The 25,917-nt window shown below is 59.4% G+C and carries 24 protein-coding genes; 15 read left to right on the top strand and 9 right to left on the bottom strand.

What is annotated here, in order from left to right; translation table 11 throughout:
* Nucleotides 1-61 precede the first annotated feature (61 nt).
* Nucleotides 62-763 carry an HAD family hydrolase gene (locus DXT96_RS05715; RefSeq protein ID WP_371418791.1) on the bottom strand — a complete coding sequence of 234 codons (702 nt, stop codon included), beginning with the start codon at nucleotides 761-763 and terminating at the stop codon, nucleotides 62-64.
* Nucleotides 764-953: 190 nt separating this feature from the next.
* Here DXT96_RS05715 and rpiA point away from each other — a divergent pair, with 190 nt between their 5' ends.
* The 4 genes from rpiA to DXT96_RS05695 all read left to right on the top strand — a co-directional run bounded on the left by rpiA (nucleotide 954) and on the right by DXT96_RS05695 (nucleotide 5,398).
* Nucleotides 954-1,649 (top strand): ribose-5-phosphate isomerase RpiA, encoded by a 696-nt coding sequence (gene rpiA / locus DXT96_RS05710; protein WP_153513781.1) that lies wholly within the window; start codon nucleotides 954-956, stop codon nucleotides 1,647-1,649.
* A gap of 16 nt (nucleotides 1,650-1,665) precedes the next feature.
* A complete protein-coding gene (locus DXT96_RS05705) occupies nucleotides 1,666-2,235 on the top strand; it encodes a DUF2059 domain-containing protein (protein ID WP_149897529.1) in 570 nt (189 codons plus the stop codon).
* A 147-nt stretch (nucleotides 2,236-2,382) separates the two neighbouring features.
* A complete protein-coding gene (gene gor / locus DXT96_RS05700; protein ID WP_153513780.1) occupies nucleotides 2,383-3,771 on the top strand; it encodes a glutathione-disulfide reductase in 1,389 nt (462 codons plus the stop codon).
* 250 nt (nucleotides 3,772-4,021) lie between these two features.
* On the top strand, nucleotides 4,022-5,398 hold the full coding sequence (locus tag DXT96_RS05695) for a class II 3-deoxy-7-phosphoheptulonate synthase (protein ID WP_149897531.1): 1,377 nt from the start codon (nucleotides 4,022-4,024) through the stop codon (nucleotides 5,396-5,398).
* Between the two features lie 67 nt (nucleotides 5,399-5,465).
* Here the strand turns inward: DXT96_RS05695 and DXT96_RS05690 are convergent, their stop codons facing one another.
* The 6 genes from DXT96_RS05690 to DXT96_RS05665 all read right to left on the bottom strand — a co-directional run bounded on the left by DXT96_RS05690 (nucleotide 5,466) and on the right by DXT96_RS05665 (nucleotide 12,104).
* Entirely contained in the window at nucleotides 5,466-7,205 is a 1,740-nt protein-coding gene (locus DXT96_RS05690) for a TadG family pilus assembly protein (protein ID WP_153513779.1), read from the bottom strand.
* 1 nt (nucleotide 7,206) lies between these two features.
* On the bottom strand, nucleotides 7,207-7,629 hold the full coding sequence (locus DXT96_RS05685) for a TadE/TadG family type IV pilus assembly protein (protein ID WP_153513778.1): 423 nt from the start codon (nucleotides 7,627-7,629) through the stop codon (nucleotides 7,207-7,209).
* 148 nt (nucleotides 7,630-7,777) lie between these two features.
* A complete protein-coding gene (gene radC, locus DXT96_RS05680; protein WP_153513777.1) occupies nucleotides 7,778-8,614 on the bottom strand; it encodes a DNA repair protein RadC in 837 nt (278 codons plus the stop codon).
* A gap of 13 nt (nucleotides 8,615-8,627) precedes the next feature.
* Nucleotides 8,628-9,461, bottom strand: a complete 834-nt coding sequence (map, locus tag DXT96_RS05675) for a type I methionyl aminopeptidase (protein WP_153513776.1) — start codon at nucleotides 9,459-9,461, stop codon at nucleotides 8,628-8,630.
* A 31-nt stretch (nucleotides 9,462-9,492) separates the two neighbouring features.
* A complete protein-coding gene (gene sfsA, locus DXT96_RS05670; protein WP_153513775.1) occupies nucleotides 9,493-10,212 on the bottom strand; it encodes a DNA/RNA nuclease SfsA in 720 nt (239 codons plus the stop codon).
* A 32-nt stretch (nucleotides 10,213-10,244) separates the two neighbouring features.
* Complete coding sequence (locus DXT96_RS05665) at nucleotides 10,245-12,104, bottom strand: alpha/beta hydrolase (RefSeq protein ID WP_153513774.1); 1,860 nt, start codon at nucleotides 12,102-12,104, stop codon at nucleotides 10,245-10,247.
* Nucleotides 12,105-12,243: 139 nt separating this feature from the next.
* On the opposite strand from DXT96_RS05665, the gene DXT96_RS05660 reads away from it, so the two are divergent.
* Nucleotides 12,244-12,669, top strand: coding sequence for a hypothetical protein (locus tag DXT96_RS05660; protein ID WP_236776530.1), 426 nt, complete (start codon nucleotides 12,244-12,246; stop codon nucleotides 12,667-12,669).
* A 564-nt stretch (nucleotides 12,670-13,233) separates the two neighbouring features.
* On the opposite strand, the gene fnrN is transcribed toward DXT96_RS05660, so the two are convergent.
* On the bottom strand, nucleotides 13,234-13,959 hold the full coding sequence (gene fnrN, locus DXT96_RS05655) for a transcriptional regulator FnrN (protein ID WP_149897539.1): 726 nt from the start codon (nucleotides 13,957-13,959) through the stop codon (nucleotides 13,234-13,236).
* 213 nt (nucleotides 13,960-14,172) lie between these two features.
* Here fnrN and hemN point away from each other — a divergent pair, with 213 nt between their 5' ends.
* From hemN to DXT96_RS05615, 8 genes are all read left to right on the top strand, one after another.
* A complete protein-coding gene (gene hemN / locus DXT96_RS05650; protein WP_153513773.1) occupies nucleotides 14,173-15,522 on the top strand; it encodes an oxygen-independent coproporphyrinogen III oxidase in 1,350 nt (449 codons plus the stop codon).
* A gap of 114 nt (nucleotides 15,523-15,636) precedes the next feature.
* Nucleotides 15,637-15,921, top strand: a complete 285-nt coding sequence (locus DXT96_RS05645; RefSeq protein WP_003495848.1) for an acyl carrier protein — start codon at nucleotides 15,637-15,639, stop codon at nucleotides 15,919-15,921.
* A gap of 151 nt (nucleotides 15,922-16,072) precedes the next feature.
* Entirely contained in the window at nucleotides 16,073-16,552 is a 480-nt protein-coding gene (locus DXT96_RS05640; RefSeq protein ID WP_080790685.1) for a 3-hydroxyacyl-ACP dehydratase FabZ family protein, read from the top strand.
* Nucleotides 16,553-16,761: 209 nt separating this feature from the next.
* Complete coding sequence (locus DXT96_RS05635; protein WP_153513772.1) at nucleotides 16,762-17,958, top strand: beta-ketoacyl-ACP synthase; 1,197 nt, start codon at nucleotides 16,762-16,764, stop codon at nucleotides 17,956-17,958.
* Nucleotides 17,959-17,970: 12 nt separating this feature from the next.
* Nucleotides 17,971-19,254, top strand: coding sequence for a beta-ketoacyl-ACP synthase (locus DXT96_RS05630; protein WP_153513771.1), 1,284 nt, complete (start codon nucleotides 17,971-17,973; stop codon nucleotides 19,252-19,254).
* Between the two features lie 152 nt (nucleotides 19,255-19,406).
* A complete protein-coding gene (locus DXT96_RS05625) occupies nucleotides 19,407-20,435 on the top strand; it encodes a zinc-binding dehydrogenase (protein ID WP_149897544.1) in 1,029 nt (342 codons plus the stop codon).
* A gap of 5 nt (nucleotides 20,436-20,440) precedes the next feature.
* Entirely contained in the window at nucleotides 20,441-21,370 is a 930-nt protein-coding gene (locus tag DXT96_RS05620; protein WP_369809522.1) for a lipid A biosynthesis lauroyl acyltransferase, read from the top strand.
* A 279-nt stretch (nucleotides 21,371-21,649) separates the two neighbouring features.
* Nucleotides 21,650-22,348: a hypothetical protein gene (locus DXT96_RS05615; RefSeq protein WP_149897546.1), complete on the top strand. Its 699-nt coding sequence runs from the start codon at nucleotides 21,650-21,652 to the stop codon at nucleotides 22,346-22,348.
* A 56-nt stretch (nucleotides 22,349-22,404) separates the two neighbouring features.
* Here the strand turns inward: DXT96_RS05615 and DXT96_RS05610 are convergent, their stop codons facing one another.
* Nucleotides 22,405-23,208: a TSUP family transporter gene (locus DXT96_RS05610; protein ID WP_207133049.1), complete on the bottom strand. Its 804-nt coding sequence runs from the start codon at nucleotides 23,206-23,208 to the stop codon at nucleotides 22,405-22,407.
* 184 nt (nucleotides 23,209-23,392) lie between these two features.
* Between DXT96_RS05610 and DXT96_RS05605 the strand changes: the two genes are divergently transcribed.
* Both DXT96_RS05605 and DXT96_RS05600 read left to right on the top strand, forming a co-directional pair.
* Entirely contained in the window at nucleotides 23,393-24,352 is a 960-nt protein-coding gene (locus DXT96_RS05605) for a nucleoside hydrolase (protein ID WP_153514209.1), read from the top strand.
* Between the two features lie 303 nt (nucleotides 24,353-24,655).
* The gene (locus tag DXT96_RS05600; RefSeq protein WP_153513768.1) at nucleotides 24,656-25,876 is read left to right on the top strand and encodes an LL-diaminopimelate aminotransferase; all 1,221 of its coding nucleotides are present in this window, start codon (nucleotides 24,656-24,658) and stop codon (nucleotides 25,874-25,876) included.
* The last annotated feature ends 41 nt before the right edge of the window (nucleotides 25,877-25,917 follow it).

Here is a 25,917-nt window from a genome sequence, read left to right as displayed (position 1 = left end):
AGAGAAAAGCGCCGGAAACGGCGCTTTTTTTTGTTTGATAGCGGCTGGACGGTCCGGCTTTTCAGGCCGCAGCGGCGCCCTTGGCGATGAGCTTCTTGAAGAGTGCCGGCGTCAGTGCTGCAAAATCATCGATCACGACGTCAGGTTCCAGCTCGGCCATCGGCACATCCGTATAACCGAAGGTCACGCCGATCGACGGTATGCCGGCGTTCTTTGCGGCGAGAATATCGTTGATACTGTCACCGACCATGATGGAGCGCCTGCTATCGCCGCCGGCCTTTTCGATGGTGCCGAGAATATGGCGGGCATCCGGCTTGCGGAAGGCGAAGGTGTCGCCGCAGGTGATGGCCGCGAAATAGGGCGTGAGCCCGAGTTTTTCGAGTAGCGGCAAAGCGAGGATTTCGGTCTTGTTGGTGCAGACGGCAAGTGTGATGCCGGCTTCCGAGAGCGCATCCAGCGTGTTGACGATGCCGGGATAGGGGCGGCTTTTACCCGGCATTTCGGCGCGATAATGGGTGATGAAACGCTCGTAAAGCGGATCGATCTCGGCTTCCGGTAGTTCCGTCTGGCGCAATGCGAAAGCCCGCTTGATCATCACCCGCGCGCCCTGGCCGACGAGGTGGGTCAGGTCGTCATAGGTGACGGGGGCAAGGCCAGCAACGGCGATGGTGTGGTTGAGGCTCGAGACGAGGTCGGCGGCGGTATCGACGAGCGTGCCGTCGAGATCGAAAATGGCGAGCGGAGAGAGCGGGCGGGATGTCACGGGAACGGGCCTCTTGGAGAATGCGGGTGTCGAGGTGTCGGTGCTTTTATTCCTGCCAAGCCTAGGCAAACGAGCCTGTCTTTGCAACCGCGTCACAACGTTCTGTTCGTTGGCTTGAAAAAGGCTTTCGTTTGGCTTTCGACCCGTGTAAACAGCACGGCGACGACAAAGCTACCGGAGTTTCAGGCACATGGATGCCCGCCAGATGAAGATCAAGGCCGCCGAGGCCGCATTGTCCCATGTGCAAGACGGGATGAGGCTTGGTATCGGCACGGGTTCGACGGCCGAGGAATTCGTCAGGCTTCTGGCCGAGAAGGTTGCTGCCGGCCTGAAAGTCGAGGGCGTGCCGACATCCGAGCGCACCGCGCGTCTGTGCGTCGAGCTTGGTGTTCCGCTGAAATCTCTCGATGAATTGCCTGAACTGGATCTGACCATCGACGGCGCGGACGAGGTGGATCATGCATTGCGGCTCGTCAAGGGCGGCGGCGGCGCGCTTCTGCGCGAAAAGATCGTCGCGGCGGCATCCGCCCGTATGATCGTCATCGCCGACCAGACGAAGGTGGTGGAGACGCTGGGCGCCTTTCCGCTTCCCATCGAAATCAACCCTTTCGGCCAGGTGGCGACGCGCATCGCCATCGAGAAACTGGCGGCGCGGTCAGGTCTTTCCGGCACGCTGACAATGCGTTCGTCCGGTGACGGCGTGTTCATGACGGATGGCGGACACCTTATTCTCGACGCATCTTTTGGCCGTATTCCTGATGCAGAAGCGCTAGCACGCGAGCTGAACGCTATTCCCGGTGTTGTCGAGCACGGACTTTTCATAAATTTGGCATCGCTTGCCATCATCGCGGGTCCTGAAGGCGCCCGCGTGATGCAGGCAGTATAACAGGAGCGAGATTTTCATGATCAAACTAGCGGGACTGGGCAAAGCTGCCGCTGCTTCGATCCTCATTTCCGGCGTTGTGTTCGGTACTGCCGCACGCGCTCAGGAAATTTCGGAAGCGCATGTTACTGCCGCACGGCAGGCAATCGCCTCTCTTGGCGTTACCGACCGTTTTGACGACATTCTGCCTGGACTGGCAGAGCGTCTGAAGGCCGAACTCATTCAGGCCTCGCCGAACGTCGAAGACGCCATCACCGAGACCGTCGATGCCAAGGCTCTCGAGCTTGCGCCGCGCCGCGCCGATCTGGAACGCGAGGCTGCACTCACCTATGCGCGCGCCTTCAGCGTTGAAGAGCTGAACGCCATTTCCGCCTTCTACAGCAGCGAAGCGGGCAAGAAGCTTCTGAAGGACGGCCCGATCGCCACGCGTGAATTGATGAAGGCCGCCGATATCTGGGCCGCCGGCATCAACCGCGATCTCAACGCGTCCAGCATGTCGGAACTGCAGAAGGTTGCCGGCGCAGATCTGAAGCCGCTTCCGGCCGATCAGAACGCCACGGGCGGCGCTCCGGCTGCTCCCAAGCCCTGATTGAATGAACAGACAGTTCAGAAATATTCAAAGCCCGGTCGCAAGACCGGGCTTTTCATTTGTGCGTCGCAGCACCTATATGTGCCGTGAAGACGCCACCGTTCGCCTTGAAGGCTGATGGCGTGGTTTTGATCAGGGGTTTTGACTATGACAGCTTATGACTACGATCTTTTCGTCATCGGTGGCGGCTCGGGCGGCGTGCGCAGCGGCCGCGTGGCGGCCTCGCTCGGCAAGCGCGTGGGGATTGCTGAAGAATACCGTTATGGCGGCACATGCGTCATTCGCGGCTGCGTGCCGAAGAAGCTGTTCGTCTACGCCTCGCAGTTCCCCGAACATTTCGAGGATGCCGAAGGTTTTGGCTGGAGCGTTGGTGAACGCCGTTTCGACTGGAAGAAGCTGATCGCGGCCAAGGACAAGGAAATTACCCGTCTCGAGGGGCTGTATCGCAAGGGGCTGGAAAACGCCAAGGCCGATATTTTCGACAGCCGCGCTGAACTGGTCGATGCCCATACCGTGAAGCTTACAAAAACCGGTGAGACCTTCACGGCCGAGCGTATCGTTATTGCCGTCGGCGGTACGCCGAACGAGCACAAAGCGTTGCCCGGTCATGAGCTGACGATCTCGTCCAACGAGGCGTTTGATCTGGAAGACCTGCCAAAATCGATCCTGATTGCCGGCGGCGGTTATATCGCCGTGGAATTCGCCAATATCTTCCACGGGCTCGGTGTCGAAACGACGCTGATCTATCGCGGCAAGGAAATCCTGTCGCGGTTCGATCACGACATGCGCAAGGGCCTGCATGAGGCGATGGTGGCCAAGGGCATCAAGATTATTCTGGAAGATGTCATCCAGGAGGTCAGCAGGGACGGTTCCGGCGGCTTTGTGGCGCGCACGTTGCAGGGCCAGTCTCTGCATGTGGGTCTCGTCATGCTGGCGCTCGGGCGCGACCCCAATACCAAGGGTCTCGGCCTTGAAAATGCGGGTGTGAAGGTGGATGCGCGCGGCGCAATCATCGTCGACGATTATTCGCGCACCAATGTGCCAAACATCTTCGCGCTGGGTGACGTCACCGATCGGGTACAGCTGACACCGGTGGCGATTCATGAGGCCATGTGCTTCATCGAAACCGAATATAAGAACAACCCGACCAAGCCGGATCACGAGTTGATCGCAACTGCGGTATTCTCGCAGCCGGAAATCGGCACCGTCGGGCTTTCGGAAGAGGAAGCGGGCAAGAAATATCCGGAACTGGAAGTCTATCGCGCCCAGTTCCGGCCGATGAAGGCAACGCTTTCCGGCCGTCAGGAAAAGACGATCATGAAGCTGATCGTCAATGCCGCTGACCGCAAGGTTGTCGGCGTGCATATTCTCGGGCACGAGGCGGGTGAGATGGCGCAGCTTTTGGGCATCACGCTGAAAGCCGGCTGCACCAAGGATGATTTCGACCGCACCATGGCGGTTCATCCGACAGCGTCCGAGGAACTGGTGACGATGTATACGCCGAGCTACCGGGTGGTGAATGGCGAGCGCGTGTAGCGCTGATACGAGCGTGATATAATCGCCGTCCAAATCTGCCAGTCGCCCTTCGAAACCGGTGTTTTTCGGATGGCGGCGGGTTTGTTAAATCGTTTGAATTGACTTTTGTGCGTCTCAAGCGCTCAAAACGGGCAGAACGAGCCTGTTGGCCGGGAGATCGGCTATGCAAAGTCGATGCTTGGAGCTATAAGCCGCTCAAATTTTGGAGGCGGCCGCGTCGCTATTGCGCGGGCGAAAAAAGGGTAAGAACATGGCACAGAATTGGACACCCGGCAGCTGGCGTCAAAAACCGATCCAGCAGGTTCCCGAATATCCTGACGCAGCAGCGCTTGCGGCAACGGAAGCCACGCTCGCGACCTATCCGCCGCTGGTTTTTGCCGGTGAGGCCCGCCGTCTGAAAAAGCAGCTTGCCAATGTCGCTGAAGGCAACGCCTTCCTGCTGCAGGGCGGCGATTGCGCCGAAAGCTTCCTTGAGCATGGCGCGGACAATATCCGCGACTTCTTCCGCGCTTTCCTGCAGATGGCTGTCGTCCTGACTTATGGCGCGCAGCTGCCTGTCGTGAAGGTTGGGCGTATTGCCGGCCAGTTCGCCAAGCCGCGCTCCTCCAACGTGGAAGTGCTCGATGGCGTGACGCTGCCGTCCTACCGCGGTGACATCATCAACGGCATCGAATTCAACGAAGGCTCGCGCATACCGAGCCCGGAGCGCCAGCTCGACGCCTATCGCCAGTCGGCGGCGACGCTGAACCTGCTGCGCGCTTTCGCGATGGGTGGTTACGCCAACCTTGAAAACGTTCACCAGTGGATGCTCGGCTTCATCAAGGACAGCCCGCAGGCGGACCGTTACCGCAAGCTGGCCGACCGGATTTCCGAAACCATGAACTTCATGCAGGCGATCGGTATCAGCGCGGAAAACAATCCGAGCCTGCGCGAAACCGATTTCTTCACCAGCCATGAGGCGCTGCTGCTCGGTTACGAAGAGGCGCTGACCCGCGTCGATTCCACCTCCGGCGACTGGTACGCTACCTCCGGTCACATGATCTGGATCGGCGACCGCACGCGTCAGCTCGACCATGCGCATGTGGAATATTTCCGCGGCATCAAGAACCCGATTGGTCTGAAGTGCGGTCCGTCGCTGACGCCTGATAATCTGATCGAGCTGATCGATGCGCTGAACCCGGCAAACGAAGCCGGCCGTCTGACGCTCATCTGCCGTTTCGGTCACGACAAGGTTGCCGACAGCCTGCCGAAGCTCATTCGTGCAGTGGAAAAGGAAGGCCGCAAGGTCGTCTGGTCGTGTGATCCGATGCATGGCAACACGATCACGCTCAACCACTACAAGACGCGTCCGTTCGAGCGCATTCTGTCGGAAGTCGAAAGCTTCTTCCAGATACACCGCGCCGAAGGCACACATCCCGGCGGCATCCATATCGAGATGACCGGCAAGGACGTGACGGAATGCACCGGTGGTGCGCGTGCCGTGACGGCGGATTCGCTGTCCGACCGTTACCACACCCATTGCGATCCGCGCCTCAACGCCGATCAGGCACTGGAGCTGGCGTTCCTTTTGTCCGAGCGCATGAAGAGCGGTCGGGACGAGAAGCGTCTGGCGATTGCTACGGCTTGATTTAAAGACTGCTCAAACAAAAGCCGCCGGGAATGTCCCGGCGGCTTTTTTGTGTCTATCTGCGGTGCTATTGCACCAGCGCCGGCTGCTGGCAGCGCACATCGGTGACGCGCACATCGGCTTCGCCGATCTTGACGCCGAGAACCAGAAGCACGTTGTAGAGCAGCTGATCGACCGGAGCGGTGACCACCGCAAGCGTGTTGGCCAGCGCTGCCTGAATGCCCGCCAGGCCTCCCAGATCGAGGTTGAGGAAGAGCAGCCTGATATCCAGATTGAGGTTCTTCAGCAGCGAGCTGACAAGAGTGGTGACGGTGTCCTTGGTGGAAACGCTCTTGATCTTGGCTTGGGTGATATCCGACTGCGTGAAGGTCAGCTTGGTCTTCGTCATGTTGGTGGCATTGATGAGGGCGCTGCCATTGATGGCGAGCAGGGCTGAATCGACGATGGCCGCCTTGGTGACACGCGGGTCCTTGCCGAAATTGGCAAAAGCTGAGGTATCGACATTGCCGAGTGCGATTTCCGCAACGCCGGGAACGACTTCCACATCGACCGTTCCCTGTCCGCCGCCCGTGCAGCGAATATCGGCAAGCCGTGCTTCGGCATGGGCGACTTCCACATAAAGCGGGATATTGACCTTGAGGCCGGCAATGGCCTGAAGCCCGTCCACCACGACACTGACGGCTAGCCGGGTCTGTGCGGTGCGCACGATGGTGCCCTGACCGCCAACGGCGAGCGACGGGGTTTCGACCGGCGGTTCACCGATGGCAAGCGTTGCCTTGACGGAGGCGAGACCGAGCACATTGGCGTTGAGATTGAGCGCCAGCTGGTTGCCGCCATTGCCGGCAACGGCTGCGGCATTGAGCAGATCGAAGACGCCGGCGGTGACCTTGAGGTTTTCACCACTACCGATCAGCTTGTCCGAGAACGGCCCGAGATTGAGGATCTCTTCGAGTTTAAGTTTGATGTTGCTCTTGTTGGCGGTTTTTTCCAGTGTCTTCAGAATGTTGGCGACAGCCGGCTGGAGGCCGGTGGTTTTGGTCAACGCATTGAGGAACTGGCCGTAGGTGATTTCCGTCTTCAAAACATCCTTGTAAGTGCCGGCGGTGAGCTTGAGATCGATGGCGAGCGCCTCGACGACATGCAGCGCGTTGACATCGGCGGCAACCAGCCCCTGGTAATCCATGAGTTTGAGCGAAACCGTGGTGCCGAGCAGGCCGCCGAGCAGGCTGTTCAAAATACCTTCGTCGAGACTTGCAAGTCGCGATCCCACTGAAAATGCCGCGATCTTCTGGGATGAGGCCGTTCCAACCGCGGAAATCTTGGGCGGCGTGGTGAAGGCGGCGGCGAAGAATATCTGGCCCTTTTCAACGATGTTCACTTTCACCGCATTGGTGGGCAGGGCGTTGTCGACGAACCGCTCGCCGACAGGAACGGTTGCGTCTGGCTCATAATGGCCCTTGATGACCTCGGCGTAACCCTTGCTGCCTGCAAACTCGTTTGCGGGATCGAAGGGCTGAAGACCGTTTGGAGTGAGCAGGCCCTGCGGCGTCTTGACGCCGAGATCCATGCCGTTGAGGGCGAAATATTGCTGCACCGCCCTTTCCGGATCGGCGGCATTGGCGGCCGCCGATATGGCTGCGAGATCGGCGGTTTGCTGCAACTGCCGTTTCTGCAGGGTCAGATAACCGTAATCGACGCCAAGCGCCAGGACGCCGATGAAAAGCGGCGCGGTAAGCCCTGCCGAGATGGCGATGTTGCCCGTTCGATCTTTGAGGAAAGCGGGGAGCAGGGAATGGATAGTTCGCATGTCACGCTCCTCCGATCCGGATGGTGGAAAAACGCCGGATGACCGGCTCTGGCATGGTGTAGCTGTAGAGGCTCCAGATCGGCAGATCGCTGGCGTCATATTCGACCTTGACCGTGAACTGGTTGGCATTGGCAGGATCGGTGGCGACATCGACGGTGAAACGCTTCTTGTCCATGAAGGCGTAGCTGAGATCGCTTTTGGTGACGAAATCCCGGGCAAGCTGCTGGCGCTCGGTTGTATTGAGGCCGGCAACCGCCGTTCTCGCCGCATCTGCGGCGATCTGCTGCACCGAATAGGCCGCCATCAGGTAGATCCCGTAGGCGATCATGGTCAAAAGGACGAGAAAGAAGATCGGCGCGACGATGGCGAACTCGACAGCGTTCGAGCCGGACCGATCGCGAAGGAAACGCACTGCATTACGCATAAAGCACCCCCGTTCCTCAAGGCACCAAGGTTCGATGCCTTGTTTTATTATTTTCGGAAATGCTAATTTATAGGTGTTAATTTTTTGTTGATGCCGCCCTTATGGGTTGCATGCGCGTTAGAGCCTTCGCGTCAGTACCAGTTGATTTTCAAATAAGCCGAAGCCCTTTGAAGCTGGCATGCCCATCCTTGCCGATGATGATGTGGTCGTGAACGGCGATGCCGAGCGGCTTGGCCGTATCGATGATGGTTTTGGTCATCTCGATATCGGCCCGCGAAGGTGTGGGGTCTCCACTTGGGTGATTATGTATTAAAATCAATGCAGTAGAGGATAGTTCAAGGGCGCGGCGCACCACCTCGCGCGGGTAGACCGGTGTGTGGTCCACGGTTCCCTGGCCCTGCACCTCGTCGGCGATCAGGACATTGCGCTTGTCGAGGAACAGGATGCGGAACTGTTCGCGGGTTTCATGGGCCATGACGGCATGACAATAATCGATGACCGAAGACCAGGAGCCGAGAACCTGCTTGTTGCGGATTTCGCTTTTCAGCATGCGCTGGGAAACCGAAGCGACGAGCTTGAGATCGAGCGCCACAGCCTCGCCTACACCCTTCACCTCCTGTAACAGCGGCAAAGGTGCGCCGAGCACGCCGCCAAGCGTTCCGAAGCGGGCGATCAGCGCCTTGGCGATGGGTTTGGTATCGCGCCTCGGGATCAGCCGGAACAGCAGGAGTTCCAGCAACTCGTAATCGGCAAGTGCGGCATCGCCGCCATCGCGGTAACGCGCCCGCAGCCGCTCCCGGTGGCCATGATAATGGGCGATTTCCGCTTCGGGCTCCACAAGGGCCGCGGCAGGATTCTTCGGTGCACTTCGCGGTTCGGCAAAAAAGCCGCGCTCATCCGCCGCGTCGAACAGGTCGCCTTCGCCCGCCTCAAAGCCTGACGTCGGGGAAAGATCGGCGGGAGGCGGGGCAGGGCGTTTTGACATAGGCGGTCTGGCCTTATGCGAGTGGCGGCAGGCCCGGGCGATCAAAGCCGCCCGGTGACAGCGTGAAGATTTCGCAGCCGGTGGTCGTGACGCCGACGGCATGTTCATATTGCGCGGAGAGGGAACGGTCACGTGTCACCGCCGTCCAGCCATCGGAGAGCACCTTCACATGCGGCTTGCCGAGATTGATCATCGGCTCGATGGTGAAGATCATGCCCTCGCGAATTTCCGGCCCTTCCTCCGGCTGGCCGTAATGCAGGATGTTGGGTGTGTCGTGGAACAGGCGTCCGACGCCATGGCCGCAGAAATCGCGCACGACGGAGCAGCGCTCGGCCTCGGCATAGGCCTGGATTGCAGCACCGATCGCACCGGTGCGCACACCGGGCTTCACCGCTGCGATGCCGCGCATCAGGCATTCATAGGTCACTTCCATCAGCCGTTCGGCGGCGCGCTTGATCTGGCCGACCGGGTACATGCGGCTCGAATCGCCATGCCAGCCGTCCAGCACATAGGTCACGTCGATATTGACGATATCGCCGTCGCGCAGCGGCTTTTCATCCGGAATGCCGTGGCAGACCACATGGTTGATCGAGGTGCAGACGGATTTCGTGTAACCGCGATAATTCAGCGTCGCCGGCAGCGCGCCGTGGTCGGCACCGAATTCGAAGACGAAGCGGTCTATGGCGTCGGTCGTCACGCCGGGCTTGACGATCGCCGCCAGTTCATCGAGGCAGCGTGCCGTCAGCTGGCACGCCTTGCGCATCCCGTCAAAATCCTCAGGCGTATAAAGGCGGATGACGCCCGTGTTCTTGAGGGGGGCGGAGGCTGCGTCGATATAGGTGACCATCTTGGTGCTTTCTGTCTCTTTACGTCCCTGTTCATAAAACAGCCGGACGCCATTCGTCCATCTTAACCGTTCCGCTGACCGAAATTTGTGTTGGGGAGACCGCGCATTTTACCGCATAGGCCTCGACACCACGTGCCATCGCCCGCTGAAACGCCAGCGCATAGACCGGATCGAGATCGTCGCAGATGCGCATCCGCTCGCAATCGCCGCGCTGGATGAGATAGAGCATCACCGAGCGGTAACCGGCTTCCGCTGCGTCACCCAATTCCTCCAGATGCTTGGCGCCGCGCTTGGTGGCGGTGTCAGGAAATTCGGCCAGGCCTTTCTCGCGCATGAAATGCACGTTCTTCACTTCCACATAGGCATCCGGCCGGCCGGGTTCGGACAGCAGGAAATCGATGCGGGAATTGCGGCCGTATTTCTGTTCGCGCCGGATCGTCGAATAGCCGCCAAGTTCAGGGATACGGCCGTTCAGGATTGCCTCTTCCGCCAGCCGGTTCGGCATACCGGTATTGATGCCGACCACGGTGCCATCGGCCTCGACCATTTCAAACATGTGCCGGTATTTGCGGGTCGGGCTGTCATGTTCGGATAGCCAGATGCGCGAACCCGGTGTCGTCAGCCCACGCATGGAGCCGGTATTGGGGCAGGAACCGGTGATCGCCGTGCCGTCCTCCAGAACGGCATCGAAGAGGAAACGCTTGTAGCGGGAAATCAGCGTGGCGGGAACGAGTGGGGGCGTGAAGAACATGTGGCCTGAAGGGTGAGAGATGGTCGGCGTGATCAGGAAAGGACGTAGGTTCCCGGCGCATCGCCGAGCACGGCGTGTTTGCCGTCTTCCGGGTTTCGCGCCTTCACCTTCTCGCCATTCTGGCTTTCGATCCAGTTCTGCCAGTGCACCCACCATGAGCCCTTATGGGCGGTGGCGGCGGCCTGCCAGGCATCGAAGTCTCCGGCTGGTGACGACCCCGTCCAATATTGGTATTTTTCAAGCTGCGGCGGATTGACGACGCCGGCGATGTGGCCGGAAGCGCCAAGCACGAATTCTACCGGCCCGCCGAACAGCGCAGCACCCGTGAAGACCGATTTCGCCGGCGCGATATGGTCGTCGCGGGTGGCGAGATCATAGACGGGGATCTTGATGTCGCCGAGATTGATCCGCTTGCCGGCGACCCGCATCAGCCCGCGGGCGAGGTTGTTCTCGAGGTAACAATTGCGCAGATAGAAGGAGTGGCTGGCGGCCGTCACCCGGGTCGAATCGGAATTCCAGTAGAGCAGATCAAAGGGCAGGGGCTCGGTGCCACGCAGGTAATTATCGACCATATAGGGCCAGATGAGATCGGAGGCGCGCAGCATGTTGAAGACGGTGGCCATGATCGAGCCATCGAGATAACCGACCGCCCGCATGTGCCTGTCGAGAGCCGCCAGCTGGCCTTCATCGATGAAGACCTTGAGATCGCCCGCATGGATGAAATCGGTCTGGGCGGCGAGCAGCGTGGCGCTGCGGATACGCTCGTCGCCTTGCTGCGCATGCAGCGCCAGCGCCGAGGATAAAAGCGTGCCGCCGACGCAGTAGCCGATGGCGTTGATTTGTTTCTCGCCGGTTCTTTCTTCGATGGTGTCGAGGGCGAAATCGATGCCTTCGCGGATGTAGTCGTCCCAGCCCTTGTCGGCGAGGCGGGCATCCGGGTTGATCCAGGAGACCATGAAGACGCTGTGACCCTGCTCCAGGCACCAGCCTACGAAGGATTTTTGCGGATTGAGATCGAGAATGTAGAATTTGTTGATCCATGGCGGCACGATCAGCAGCGGCCGTTTGAAGGCCTTCTGTGTTGTCGGCGCATAATGGATGATTTCGCAGAGCGGGCTTCTCGCGACTACCTTGCCTGATGTCACCGCGATATTCTGGCCGATGACGAATTTGCTGTAATCCGTCTGGCGCAGTTTCAGGTGGCCATTGCCGGCCGCGACATCTTCCGCCAGCTGCGCCATGCCCTTGACGAGGTTGGCGCCGCTGGAAGCCACCGTCTCGCGGAAGACCTGCGGATTGGTGAAGACGAAATTGGCCGGGGAGAGCGCCTCCGTTACCTGCCGCATGTAGAACAGCGCCTTGGTGCGGGTGTGTTCATCCAGCCCTTCGGCCTCCGTCACCATCCGGTCGGCGAAACCGACGGTGGTCTGGTAGGCTTTCAGGAGAAAATCGAAGAATGGATTGGCCTGCCAGTCGGCATCGGCAAAACGCCGGTCGCGGCGTTCCGCAGGGCCGGTCTCAGTGGGTTTTTCCGGGGCCGAATCGGCCGCGTCGGAAAATTGCGCTACCGATTTTGCCCAAAGGTCATAATAGCTGGAGAGAAGATGGGTCTGTGCTTCCAGCGAACGCTTCGGTTCGGCCATCCAATATTCCGCGACATCGGACAGCGTCTTGACGAGGTCGGTCATGGGGTCGGCGCTGTTTTCGGGGATTTCACCGCGTTCGCGCGGCGCCAGCCATTCGGAGGCGGCCTTGCCGAGATTTTCAAGCGCGCGGGCAATGTTGACCGCGAAGGCTTCAGGGTCGCGGATCAGGTAGGCTTCGGCGGATCCGGCGTCGAAACCGGGCGTTTTGCCGCCCTTTTTCCTCTGCCCACCGTCAACACCTGCCATGCGCTGTCCTCCGCCAAATTTGTGTTTGCACATTCTGCATGAAAACGAATACAAGTTCCACCAGCAAGGGGAGGCCGCAAAGCGCCGAACCGCAGTCGAATTCGATATCTGCAGATATCCTTACAGGCGGAACATGACGATGGGCAAGCAGATGGGCACCTGGGGAACATATGCGGAAAATGCTGCGAGAATCGCTGTGCTTTCCCTGTCCGGCGTCGTGGCTGTTACCGGGCTCGTCGCCTGCAAGGCTCCCGAACCGATCGTGGCGCCGGCCCATATGCGCCGCCCGACAGCCGAAATCGTCGGCCCGCGCCCCGTTAGCGACAATGCGGTGAGCCAGAGGCGTGATACCGGCACCTATCCAACCTTTTCGGCGCCCATGACTGCGGCCGGCACCCAGATGGGCGACGATGAGGCTTCCACCATGGAATCGAGCCTCTCGCGTCTTGGCGCTGCCCGCCGCAATGGCCAGATTTCGGAAGCCGAATATAAGCGCCGGGTTGCCGAACTGCGGGCGCTTGGCGAAAACCAGAAGCCGGTTGCGACACCTGCTGCTTCGCAGTGAGATTATATCGCGCGTCATGCACGGTCTAACGGACCGAACCTAGCATCTTTGAGTGACGAAACACACCCTGAAACCGGGCAGGCCCTTACGTGCCATGATGCTTGATATGGAGCGAGCGAGTGCCGCTTGTTTCTTCTCCCCGCCGGGGAGAAGGTCGCGGCAGCGGGATGAGGGGGCAAGCTCTCCGAAAATCCGGCAACGTTACCCCCTCATCCGACCCTTCGGGCCACCTTCTCCCCGGCGGGGAGAAGAAACAAGCGGCTATGCCGAGGTTGTGACAGTGCCGTTTGTGGCAGATGCACCCATCATAACCCCTTCTTTACCCTGCCTTTGAACCATCCGCTTACCGAAGATTTTAAGCGGATGGATGCGGTTTGGCGCTTATGATGCAGCCATAACAAACAGGCCGCTGAAAAGGCGGCATACAGGGTGAAATATCATGAAATGCATCGCCGCTTTGCTGGTTCTTGCCGGTTTTGCGCTCGCCCCGGCTCAGGCGCGGGCGCCGCACATCAATATTGGAACACCCGCGCTTCAGGGTCGATGAAGAATTGCGACCGCCGGTCAGTCGTTGCCGGCGGCATCGTTCAGTGCGTCGAGATCGGGCACCGTGATATGGCGGTTGTTCTCGATGCGGATAATGCTTTCCTTGCGCAGCTTGGTCATTTGCCGGCTCACCGTTTCGATGGTGAGGCCGAGGAAATCGGCGATGTCGGCGCGTGAAAGCGGCAGGTCGAAAGCCGATTTGTCGTCGTTTTCCGGATCGATATGCGTGGCGATCATATAAAGGAAGCTGGCAACCTTTTCCTGCGCCGATTTGCGGCCGAGCGTCAGCATCCAGTCACGCGCCTCATCCAGTTCCTTCAGCGACTGGCTGTGAAGCTTGCGCTCCATGTCAGGCACTTCGGAAACCATGCGGTCGACGATGCGGCGTGGGAAAAGGCAGATTTCGACATCCGTTGCGGCTTCCGCCGTCATCCTGCTTTCTGCCATGAATGGCCGGCCAAGAAAATCCGGGGCAAATTGCAGGCCGACGATCTGCTGGCGGCCGTCCGACATCATTTTCGAAAGCTTCACCACGCCGTTGAGGATGTTGCCGTAAGAGGTGACGAGTTCGCCCTGGCCCAGCAACTCATTGCCGGCCTCCAGTTTTTTGCGGCTGGAATAACGGCTGAGGTCGCAGAGCTGCTGCGGCGTCAACGCACTGCAAAGACCACCGTGACGTGCCTCGCAGGAGCGGCACACGACGGGCACTTCCGAATTGTGGATGGTCTTCTGCAGCGTGTCCATAAGCCTCTTCCAATGCTGGCTTTTTCGGGACGATTACGACCATGGGTATCAAATCCGGTCTCTTTAAAGGCTTGCGCCACGTAGCCGTCGTCCCCGCGTCTACTTTAGGAAGAACTTATGGCGCAATTTGATTGAAGTCAAAGTTGCAAACTGTCGCAGCCGTTACTGAAAGAGAGGAAATCGACATTTTCTTGATAAAAGGCAAAACCGGTGATGAATACCGAACTTCTTCGCAAATATTCGGGTGCCGTGCCACGTTACACGAGCTATCCGACCGCGCCGCATTTCCACGAGGGAATCGATAATGCGACCTATCGGCAATGGCTCGGCGAGCTTAACCATCGCAACCGGATATCGCTGTACCTCCACATTCCCTATTGCGACAGGTTGTGCTGGTTCTGTGCCTGTCACACCAAGCACACGCTGAAATACGAGCCGATTGCCGTTTATCTGGAAGCACTTAAGCAGGAGATCGAAGCGGTCGGCGCACTTGTTTCACCTGACGCGGTGGTGAGCGCGGTGCATTTCGGCGGTGGTTCTCCCACCATGCTGAAGCCTGAGGATATGGTCAGCCTGATGGACTGTCTGCGGCGCCATTTCACCTTCGGGCTTACGCCTGAAATCAGCGTGGAAATGGACCCGAACGATCTGGATGACAGCCGTTACGACGCGCTTGCCGCCGTCGGCATGTCGCGGGCGAGCCTTGGTGTGCAGGACTTCGATGACAAAGTGCAAAAAACCATCAACCGCATCCAGTCTTTCGAACAGACGAAATCGGTCGTCGATGCGGTGCGGGCGAGGGGCGTCCACTCGGTCAATTGCGACATTCTTTATGGTCTGCCGTTCCAGACCTGCGAGACGCTGAAGAAGACGGTAGATCAGATCGTCTCGCTCGATCCGGACCGGGTGGCGCTTTTCGGTTATGCCCATGTTCCGTGGATGAAGAAGCACCAGTCGCTGATCCCGGAACACGCGCTTCCGGATATTGCCGAGCGTTATCGCCAGATGACGATGGCGGGAGAGATGCTGAAGCAAGCGGGTTACAAAGCGATCGGCATCGATCATTTCGCCAAGCCGGCCGATACCTTATGCCAGGCTGCCGAAGCGGGGGAACTGCGGCGTAATTTCCAGGGCTATACCACCGATACGGCCGATGCGTTGATCGGGCTTGGCGCATCGTCGATCGGCAGGCTGCCGCAGGGTTATGTGCAGAACATGGTGGCGACCGGGGAATATCAGCGCATAGTGGGCGAGGGCGGCCTTGCCATCGTCAAGGGAATAGAATTGTCGGAAGAGGATCATCTGCGCTCGCATGTCATCGAGCGGCTGATGTGCGATTTCGCGCTCGATTTCGCGGATCTAGACCAGCGTTTCGGCAAGGCCAGCCATTCCGTGCGGACGCAGGCACAGCATTTCGCCGCCGGCAACAATGACGGCGTGGTGCGTATGGATGCCGATATTTTTGCGCTCACGGAGCTGGGCAGGCCCTTCGCCCGTAATATCGCGGCAATCTTCGACATCTATCTCGGTAATGGACGCGGCCGCCATTCGGTTGCTGTTTAGGCAACAGTTTCAGGGCAAATTTCAAAGTTACGTCACGAAACCATTGGCTTTTTTGTGCGACTTGCCTATGTGGTGCGTCAGACAGGATAATTCATACGAACGACAATAAGGATTATGGGCGTGACAGCTACATTCGACAAGGTTGCCGACATTATCGCCGAAACCAGCGAAATCGACCGCGAAACCATTACGCCGGAAAGCCACACGATCGACGATCTGGGCATCGACAGCCTCGACTTTCTGGATATCGTTTTCGCCATCGACAAGGAATTCGGCATCAAGATTCCGCTCGAGCAGTGGACGCAGGAAGTCAACGAAGGCAAGGTTTCCACCGAAGAGTACTTCGTGCTGAAGAACCTCTGCGCCAAGATCGACGAATTGCGCGCAGCCAAGGGCTGAGACGACGATGCCCGCCTTGGAGCATCGGACCGAAAAGTGTATTGCGGTTTTCGGATAATCCGATGCTCGAACAAAAGACAGAGCGGGCATTTCTCTTTCTGGACCCGGCCTTATTGGGCGGGTCGCAACCGACCAGAGACGGGCCGGACGGATGTTGCTTGAATATTTTCAGATGATCGACAAGGTCGAGGCCGTGGATATGGCGACGCGCACGTTGAAGGCGCGGTCGGTCGTTCCCGACAAAAGCCCGGTTTTCGAAGGCCACTTCCCCGGCATGCCGCTCGTTCCGGGTGTGCTTCTGATCGAGACCATGGCGCAGGCCTCCGGCATGATGGTTCTGGCGTTCAGCGATTTTGCGTCCATGCCGTTCCTGATGTCGGTCGACGGCGCAAAGATGCGGACCTTCGTGGAGCCGGGTGCCGTTCTCGACATCGAGGCCGTGCTGGAGCATGACGGTTCGGGCTTTGCGGTCACCAAGGCGAAAATTACCAGCGATGGCAAGAAGGTCTGCGACGCGCAGCTGAAACTGCGCACCATGCCGTTCAGCGAAATCCCGCTCGGGCCTATCGTCAAGAAGCGGGCCGAGGAAGTCGGCCTGATGGCGGCGATTGCCGCGGATGCGCAGAAATAAGCGCTTCGGCGCATCTCGAATGAGGGCGTTTTTCCCGTCGGCCCGGTTTCGATGCATGAAAAACGTGGGCTGGCGACGGCTGATCGGGCCTTCACCATTGCCAATCCGCACTGCGCGCTTTATTCCGCAACGCATGGAGCGGTCGTTTGCGACCGTTGTTGGATAGCCGTGACCATTTCGATGGGGCCGGCTGCAAAGGATGACAGACGATGAAATCTGACAATGATGTGGTGATAACAGGGGTCGGCATCGTGACCTGTCACGGCGTCGGCAGCCAGGCGCATGTGGCGCTTCTTTCTGGAACCGCTGCGCCGGCGACGATTGTCGAGACCGAAAAATTCAAACCCTACCCGGTCCATCCCATGCCTGAGATCGACTGGTCCGCGCAGATCGCCAAGCGCGGCGACCAGCGCCAGATGGAAAACTGGCAGCGCCTCGGCGTGTTCGCGGCCGGCCTTGCGCTCGATGATGCCGGGCTGAAGGAAGATTCCGAGGCCTGCGCCACCATGGACATGATCGTGGCGGCCGGCGGCGGCGAGCGTGACATCAATGTCGATACGCTGATTGTCGATGAAGCGCTGAAGCGCAACGACCGTGAAAAGCTGCTGAACGAGAAGCTGACGACCGAACTGCGTCCGACGCTGTTTTTGGCCCAGCTTTCCAATCTGATGGCCGGCAATATTTCCATCGTGCACAAGGTCACCGGTTCGTCCCGCACCTTCATGGGCGAGGAAGCGGCAGGTATCTCCGCTGTCGAAACCGCGTTCCACCGCATCCGTTCCGGCGAATCGAGCCACGCACTGGTGGGTGGCGCTTTCTCGGCGGAACGTCCCGACATGATCCTGCTGTTCGAAGCCATCGGCGCACATGCGCAGGGCGGCTGGCAGCCGCTGTGGTCGCGTGGCGATCAGGACGGTGGCGGCATGATTTCCGGCTCGCTCGGCGCATTCCTCGTGCTGGAATCGCGCAAGCATGCCAGTGATCGCGGCGCGCGCATTTATGCCCGCATCGACGCCATTGAAGGGGATCGCGGCAATCGTGATGAGGGCCGCATGGAAAAGCGTCTGGAGCGCCTGCTTGCGCCTGCAAAGGATAGCGCTGCGACCGTCGTGTTTTCCGGCGCGAGCGGTTACGACGAGGTTACCCGGCGCGAGAAGGATATTCTCGAAAAGGCGCTGCCACAGGCCGTCATTCGCGGCTTTGGCGGTGTCACCGGCCATGGACTTGAAGCGCAGTTTCCGCTTGGACTGGCTTTGGCGGCGCTGACGCTTGAAAGCGGCGCGAAGGTTCCTACCTTCGACGCGGCTGCCGAAAAGCAGATGGGCGAGGCGGCCACCGAGGCCGTCGTCACCACCGTCGGCCATGTGCGCGGCGAAGGTGTCGCCGTTCTGTCCCGCGACGTTTGAGGAGAAAAGACCATGGCTTCCAATTTCAGGGATCATCTCGGTCGCCCGATCGTCGCTGTTACCGGCATGGGCATCATCACCTCGCTGGGGCAGGGGCTTGACGACAACTGGTCGGCCCTGACATCTGGCAAATCGGGTATCCATAATATCACCCGCTTCCCGACCGAGGGGCTTTCCACCCGCATCAGCGGCACGGTGGATTTCATCGATATTCCGGTGCCGAATTCCGTCGAGCGCTCCTATGCCTTTGCGCGCGAGACGACCATCGAAGCCTTGGCGCAGGCCGGCATCTCCGGTGATTTCGACGGCCCACTGTTTCTGGCCGCACCACCGATCGAGCCGGAATGGAGCGCCCGTTTCGAGCTTGCCGACCGTTCGCCGCCGGCTGCCCAGCCGGGCGACGCTTATCAGCGGTTCATGACGGCGTTGCGCCAGCGTCCCGATCCGGCGTTTCAGGAAGCAGCACTGTTCGGCGCGATTTCCGAGCGTCTCTCCGACCGTTTTGGCACGCGCGGCCTGCCTGTCACGCTGTCCACCGCCTGTGCATCAGGCGCGACCGCGATCCAGCTGGGCGTTGAGGCGATCCGCCAGGGCCGCACCGAGCGGGCGCTGACGGTTGCCACCGACGGTTCAGTCAGCGCCGAAGCGCTGATCCGTTTCTCGCTGCTGTCTGCGCTGTCGACCCAGAACGACCCGCCGGAAAAGGCCTCCAAGCCGTTCAGCAAGGATCGCGACGGTTTCGTGATCGCCGAAGGTGCCGCGACGCTGGTGCTGGAATCGCTCGAAGCCGCCGTCGCACGCGGGGCGAAAATTCTCGGCATCATCAAGGGTGCGGGTGAAAAGGCCGACAGCTTCCACCGCACGCGCTCCTCGCCCGATGGCGGCCCGGCGATTGCGACGATCCGCGCGGCGCTGGCGGATGCGGGTGTGGCCGAAAGCGATATCGGCTATATCAACGCCCACGGCACCTCGACGCCTGAGAACGACAAGATGGAATATGGCTCGATGCTCGCCGTCTTCGGTGAGGGCCTGAAGAATATTCCGCTGTCGTCCAACAAGTCGATGATCGGCCATACCTTGACAGCTGCGGGTGCGGTCGAAGCGGTGTTCTCGCTGCAGACGATGCTGACCGGCACGCTTCCGCCGACGATCAATTACAACAATCCCGACCCGTCCATTTCGCTCGATGTTGTGCCGAATGTGAAGCGGGACGCGCAGGTGAATGCGGTTCTGTCCAACTCCTTCGGCTTCGGTGGGCAGAATGCAAGCCTTGTCATGACGCGGGAACCGGCTTAACCGGTTCCGCCACAAACAGAAGCGTTTCCGGGCCTGAACGGAACTCCGGAAACGCTCTCGCTTCTTTGATTACGCATTCCGGCCGCAAAACCGTTACAGAGGTTTGCTGGAATAGCCTTTTAGATAACCGCCCTCGGGCGAAGGACTGAAATATGCGCGCTCTTCAACTCGTGGACGACCGGAAGCTCGAAAAAGTGGACCTGCCCGAACCGGATGCACCGGGTCCGGGCGAGGTGACGCTGCGCGTCAAGGCCGTGGCGCTCAACCACATCGATGTGTGGGGCTGGCGCGGCATGGCTTTCGCCAAGCGCAAGATGCCGCTCACCATCGGCGCCGAGGCTTCCGGCGTGGTGGAAGCCATCGGTCCGGGCGTTTCGAATGTACTGCCGGGCCAGCTCGTTGCGGTTTATGGCGCGCGCACCTGCGGTATTTGCAAGCCCTGCCGCGAAGGCCGTGACAATCTGTGCGAACATGTGCAGGGCGTGCACGGTTTCCACCTGGACGGCTTTGCGCAGGAGAAGATCAATATTCCGGCCCGCCAGCTCGTTCCCGCGCCGCATGGCATCGATGCGATCGCTGCGGCACTTGCGCCGGTGACGTTCGGCACGGTGGAGCACATGCTGTTCGACAATGCCAAGCTTGAGCCGGGCGAAACGATCCTTGTGCATGCCGGCGGTTCCGGCATCGGCACGGCGGCGATCCAGCTTGCCAAGAAGATGGGCTGCACCGTCATCACCACCGTTGGTTCCGACGACAAGATCGAGCGGGCGAAGGCGCTTGGCGCCGACCACGTCATCAACTACCGGACCGACCGTTTCGAAGGCGTTGTGCGCAAGCTGACGAAAAAGAAGGGCGTGGACGTGGTGTTCGAACATGTCGGCAAGGACACCTTTGCGGCTTCGATGTTCACGCTGAAGCGCGGCGGCCGCCTTGTCACCTGCGGCTCCACGTCAGGTGTCTCCACCGATATCAACCTGATGATGCTGTTCCAGCAGCAGCTGAAACTGCTCGGCTCCTTCGGCTGCCGCATGGAAAATATGGCCAATGCCATGCAGAAGATGGCGCGCGGCATCGTTCATCCGGTCATCGACACCGAAGTCACCTTCGAGGACATCGACCGGGCGCTGGAACGCATGGAAACGCGCCAGGTGTTCGGCAAGATCGTGTTGCGGATGGACTGACCCAATTGAAGCTTTTCATCACGCGGATCGTCCTGAAACTGGACCGCTTCCGGCAATGGCTGATTGCGACATTCGCCTTCGGTCTGCTCAATCTTCTGAAGATTTTTCCAGCCGATGCAGGTATCCGCGCCGCTGACCGGCTGGCGCGCTTCGTGGGGCCGAAAACCGGCCGCCACAAGCTGATGCTTTACAATCTGGCGCGCGCCTTTCCGGAAAAATCCGAGGAGGAGCGCCTCGCCATCGCCATGGACAGCTGGGGCAATATGGGGCGGCTTGCGGCGGAATATGTGTTTCTCGACCGGCTGTTCGATTTCGATCCGGAAAACAGCGAGCCCGGCCGGATTCAGGTCGAGGGTATTTCGACCTTTCTCGAATTGCGCGACAATCCGCGGCCCTTCATCGTTTTTACCGCCCATAGCGGCAATTTCGAACTACTGCCGGTGGCGAGTTCCGCCTTCGGCCTCGATGTCACCGTGCTGTTTCGTCCGCCCAACAATCCGTATGTCGCCGACAAGGTGTTCAATTTCCGCAAGGAGCGCATGGGCAATCTGGTGCCGTCGCATGCCGGCTCGTCCTTCGCGCTGGCGCGGCAGCTGGAAAGGGGCGGCGGTGTCGGCGTTCTCGTTGACCAGAAGTTCAGCAAGGGGTTGACGACAAAGTTCTTCGGGCTTGAGGTTCGCACCAATCCGCTTCTGGCCAAGCTGGTGCGGCAGTTCAACTGCGACGTTTATCCAGCGCGTTGCGTGCGCCTGCCGGATAATCGTTACCGGCTGGAAATCGAACCGAAGGTCGAGATTCCGCGCGATGAAAAAGGCAATGTCGACATTCAGGCGACGGCGCAGTTGTTGAACGACAAGGTGGAAAGCTGGGTGCGCGAACATCCCGGACAATGGCTGTGGTATCACGACCGCTGGGACGTGAAGCATCAGATCTGAGGCGTTTTCCACGCCACCTGATTCCGGTCGATTTTTACGAAATTGGGCCGTGAATTTGTGAATTTCGATATTTTTCCATATTAGTGGAACCTCATTTTTCGTTCATGGATTATCGAAATTGAAAAAATAGCGGTGGCTGTGATATTTTGGAGTACGGCCCTTGCGGCGCTCCTGCGTTTCGTTACGTCATTTTTAAATGCGCAGACGCTATGATCAAGGGATAAAGGGTCTATCCTTACGGATTGGAGCGGGGTGTTTGCCCGTTCAGGGAGAGTTGGGTTGAAAGATTTAGTTGAGCTGTTCTGGCTGCGTTATACGGAACTGCAATCTGCCGTTGGTAAAAACGAGACCGACAAGATCGCGGTGCTGGAGCGTGAACTGGAGCAGCTGCTTGACCGGGTCATCGGGCGTCAGACCGGCAGTTCCGAAGACATTCGCGAGCAGTTCCGTTTCGCCATCGATCTCCTCAACCACGAGGCGGAAGATCTCGGCTGCGTGCAGCGCAATTCCGAGCTTTTGCGAACGCTTGTCGATCGTTATGTCGGCATGCCGCTCAAGGCGAAAGTCATTGGCGACGAGGATGAGGATAGTCTGGAGTGGCATCACCGCCACCTGATCCTCGATGAGGATATGCTCAACGACCTCGACGAACCCGTGATGGTGGTCTCACCCGGCTACCGGGTGTCCTTCGCGAATGGGCTGGATGCCTTTCCGCGCAACAGCCCGGATGGGCTTATGGGATGCCATATCGCCGAGCTCGTTGGGGTGCACCGTTTCCAGAACGACCTGCGGGAACGGCTCGACAATTGCTTCAAGGGCGGTACGTCGAAATATACCTATGCCGAAGATCACGACGGACAGACGATCGTTAAGTCGCTCGAGATGTCGCCCTGTTACTCGTCCAGCTACAAGCTGGTCGGTGCAATGGTGGTCATCAGGGAAATCGCCGATCGCAGGCGCGGTCGCGCCACCGGGTGAGTCAACGGATAACGTTGTCGACGTTTCCGTTTTCAACGGAATGTTTTACCTTCCCGTTATTTCGGGAAGATGGTTTCCCAGATCGTGGCGATCGACCAAGCGGATGAAGCATCGACAAGAAGCTTCGTCGCCATGGCCAGGCAGGAAACCACCAGTAGCGGGCGGATGATCTTCGCGCCGTTTTTCATCGCGAAACGCGAGCCGATCTGCGCGCCGACGAACTGGCCAAGCCCCATGGCGAGCCCCAGCTTCCACAGAACCGCGCCGCCGATGGCGAAGACGATGAAGCCGCCGAAGTTCGAGCCGAGGTTCAGAAGTTTGGTATGGGCGGTTGCCTTCAACATGCCGAAGCCGGCAAGCGCCACGAAGGCCAGCATGTAAAACGAACCCGCGCCGGGACCGAAAACCCCGTCATAAAAGCCCACCAGCGGCGCGACCGTCAGGCCGAAGACGAAGGGAGTGATGCGCCGATGGCTGTCGATATCGCTGAGCCGCGGTTTAAAGGCGAAATAAAGCGCGATGGCGATCAGCAGGAACGGCATGATGGTGCGCAGCAGATCGGCAGGCACGAAAGCGGCGGTAACAGCCCCCAGCATTCCGCCGGCCATGGCCATCAATCCCATCGGTAGTTGCTCTTTCAGATTGACGTGGCCGCGTCTGGCGTAAGCAAGGGTGGCCGACGCCGAGCCGAACTGCGCCTGCAGCTTGTTGGTGCCGAGCGTGTCGAGCGGCGCAATACCCATGATCAGCATGGCCGGAATGGTGATGAGACCACCGCCGCCGGCAATGGAATCGATAAATCCGGCAAAGATGGCGACGCAGAAAAGAACGACGAAAACGTTGAGGGCGATGTCTTGCACTTGGGATGTCCGGGCAGGCGGAAGGGAGAGGGCCTCTTCTTTCACCGAAAACAACGCCGCGCAATATTTTTCTCTCCGATCTGTGGCGGGCAGGGGGATTGCGGTGTTGCCGCTTATGGGTATGTTTCCGTGGCGTGTCGCCTAGAGAGGCGGACGACGCTCAGGACATACGGATGAGGACATGATGCATAAAGTGATATTCGATACGGACCCCGGTGTAGATGACGCCATGGCGCTTCTATTCCTGCATCGGCATCCCGATATCGATCTGATCGGCGTCACCACGGTTTTCGGCAACGCGCCCATCGATATCACCACCCGCAATGCGCTTTTCCTGAAGCGGGAATGGCAGATGACAGCGCCGGTTGCGAAGGGCGCCGGCGTAACCTTCGATCCCGCCCGCAAGGAAGGCCACTGGCCGACCTTCATCCATGGCGAAAACGGCCTCGGCGATATCGATATCCCCGAGACTGTCGATTTGCCGCTTGATCCGCGCCCGGCGCATCGTTTCATCATCGAGACGGTCAAGGCCAATCCCGGCGAGGTGACGCTGATCGCTGTCGGGCGCATGACCAATCTGGCGCTGGCGCTGCGTGAGGAGCCTGACTTCGCCGCGCTGGTGAAGGAAGTCATCGTCATGGGCGGCGCTTTCGATATTAACGGCAACATTTCGCCGGCGGCCGAGGCTAATATTCACGGCGATCCGGAAGCCGCCGATCTGGTGTTTACAGCGCCCTGGCGCGTGGTCGTCGTCGGTCTCGATGTGACGACAAAAACGGTGATGACCAGCGCCTTCATGGCTGACATGGCCAAGGCCGGCGGCAAGCCGGTGCAGCTGCTTTCCGACCTGTCGCAATTCTACATCGATTTCTACAAGACCCGCACCGGCGACGGCATGGTGGTGCATGACAGCTGCGCCTGCGTCTATCTCGTTGCGCCTGACCTGTTTGAGACCCGCAGCGGCCCGGTGCGCGTCGTCTGCGGGGGCCTCGCCGATGGCCAGACCATTCAGAAGCCGGATGGCCGTGCCTTTCCGCCGGGCGACTGGGATGGGCATCCAAGCCAGCTTGTCTGCACTGATATCAAGCCGGAGCGCGTGCTTTCGGTCATCCGCGCGGCAATTGTGACGGGTGAGCGCGGCTGAACGACAGGAATGGCCGTTCTTGAGCATGGCTTGCCTTGCATTTTCCAAGAATCTGGCGTTATGCAAGTTCCTTGATCCTATTGCGCGATCCGCCTTGCCAAAGGGGCCGAAAAGGCTGTGCCCGAAGCACAGGCGGATGATTGCGATGCCGCGTGCTGCCCGAGAAAAGCCCTGTAGGTTTTCCCGTGCTTTGCGCTACAATGAATAACGTCTGCCGGATCGGTTCGTGTCGGCGGCGTCTAAAAACAAAAACGAACCTTCGTTATGGGCCGGCAGAACCGGTCCATTCCCATGAGGAAAGTGATGGAAGAGTTTCATAAGGTCCGGCGTCTGCCGCAATACGTCTTCGAACAGGTCAACCGTTTGAAAGCGAGCGCGCGAGCGGGTGGGGCCGACATTATCGACCTCGGCATGGGCAATCCGGACCTTCCGACCCCCAAGGCGATCGTCGACAAGCTTTGCGAGGTCGTCCAGGACCCTCGCACCCATCGTTATTCCTCGTCCAAGGGCATTCCCGGCCTTCGCCGCGCGCAGGCTGGTTATTATGCCCGCCGTTTCGGCGTGAAGCTGAACCCCGATACGCAGGTCGTCGCTACGCTCGGCTCCAAGGAAGGTTTCGCCAATATGGCGCAGGCCATCACGGCACCTGGCGATGTGATCCTGTGTCCGAACCCGACCTATCCGATCCACGCCTTCGGCTTTCTGATGGCGGGCGGTGTTATCCGCTCGATGAATGTCGAGCCGGACGAAAGCTTCTTCGGACCTTTGGAGCGCGCGGTGCGCCACTCCATTCCGAAGCCGCTGGCGTTGATCGTCAACTATCCGTCGAACCCGACGGCGCATGTCGCCTCGCTCGATTTCTACAAGGACGTCATCGCATTCGCGAAGAAGCACGAGATCATCGTGCTCTCCGACCTTGCCTATTCGGAAATCTATTTCGACGACAACAATCCGCCGCCTTCGGTTCTTGAAGTTCCCGGCGCCATTGATGTCGCGGTGGAATTCACCTCAATGTCGAAGACCTTCTCCATGCCCGGCTGGCGCATGGGCTTTGCGGTCGGCAACGAGCGGCTGATTGCGGCGCTGACCCGCGTGAAATCCTATCTCGATTACGGCGCGTTCACGCCGATCCAGGTTGCGGCGACGCATGCGCTGAATGGTGACGGCTCCGACATTGCCGAAGTGCGCAACGTCTATCGCCGCCGCCGTGACGTCATGGTAGACACTTTTGGCAAGGCCGGTTTCGAGATCCCGCCGCCGGCGGCGACGATGTTCGCCTGGGCGAAAATTCCCGAAAAATTCCGCCATCTCGGCAGTCTGGAGTTTTCCAAGCTTCTGGTCGAGAAGGCAGATATCGCCGTTGCTCCCGGCATCGGCTTTGGCGAAATGGGCGACGATTACGTCCGCCTCGCGCTCGTGGAAAACGAGCATCGAATTCGTCAGGCAGCGCGCAATCTGAAGCGTTTCCTGTCGAGCGCAGACGAAACGATGCACAATGTCGTTTCGCTTAACGCCCACAGATAAGGGCAACCGAAGGCGGCCGGGCCTCGGCCGCCACCATCATC

The sequence above is a fragment of the Agrobacterium sp. ICMP 6402 genome, from assembly GCF_009498615.1.
Lineage (GTDB): Bacteria > Pseudomonadota > Alphaproteobacteria > Rhizobiales > Rhizobiaceae > Agrobacterium > Agrobacterium burrii.
Note: the sequence above shows the minus strand (reverse complement) of the source record. Positions and strands in the feature narration are given on the sequence as shown.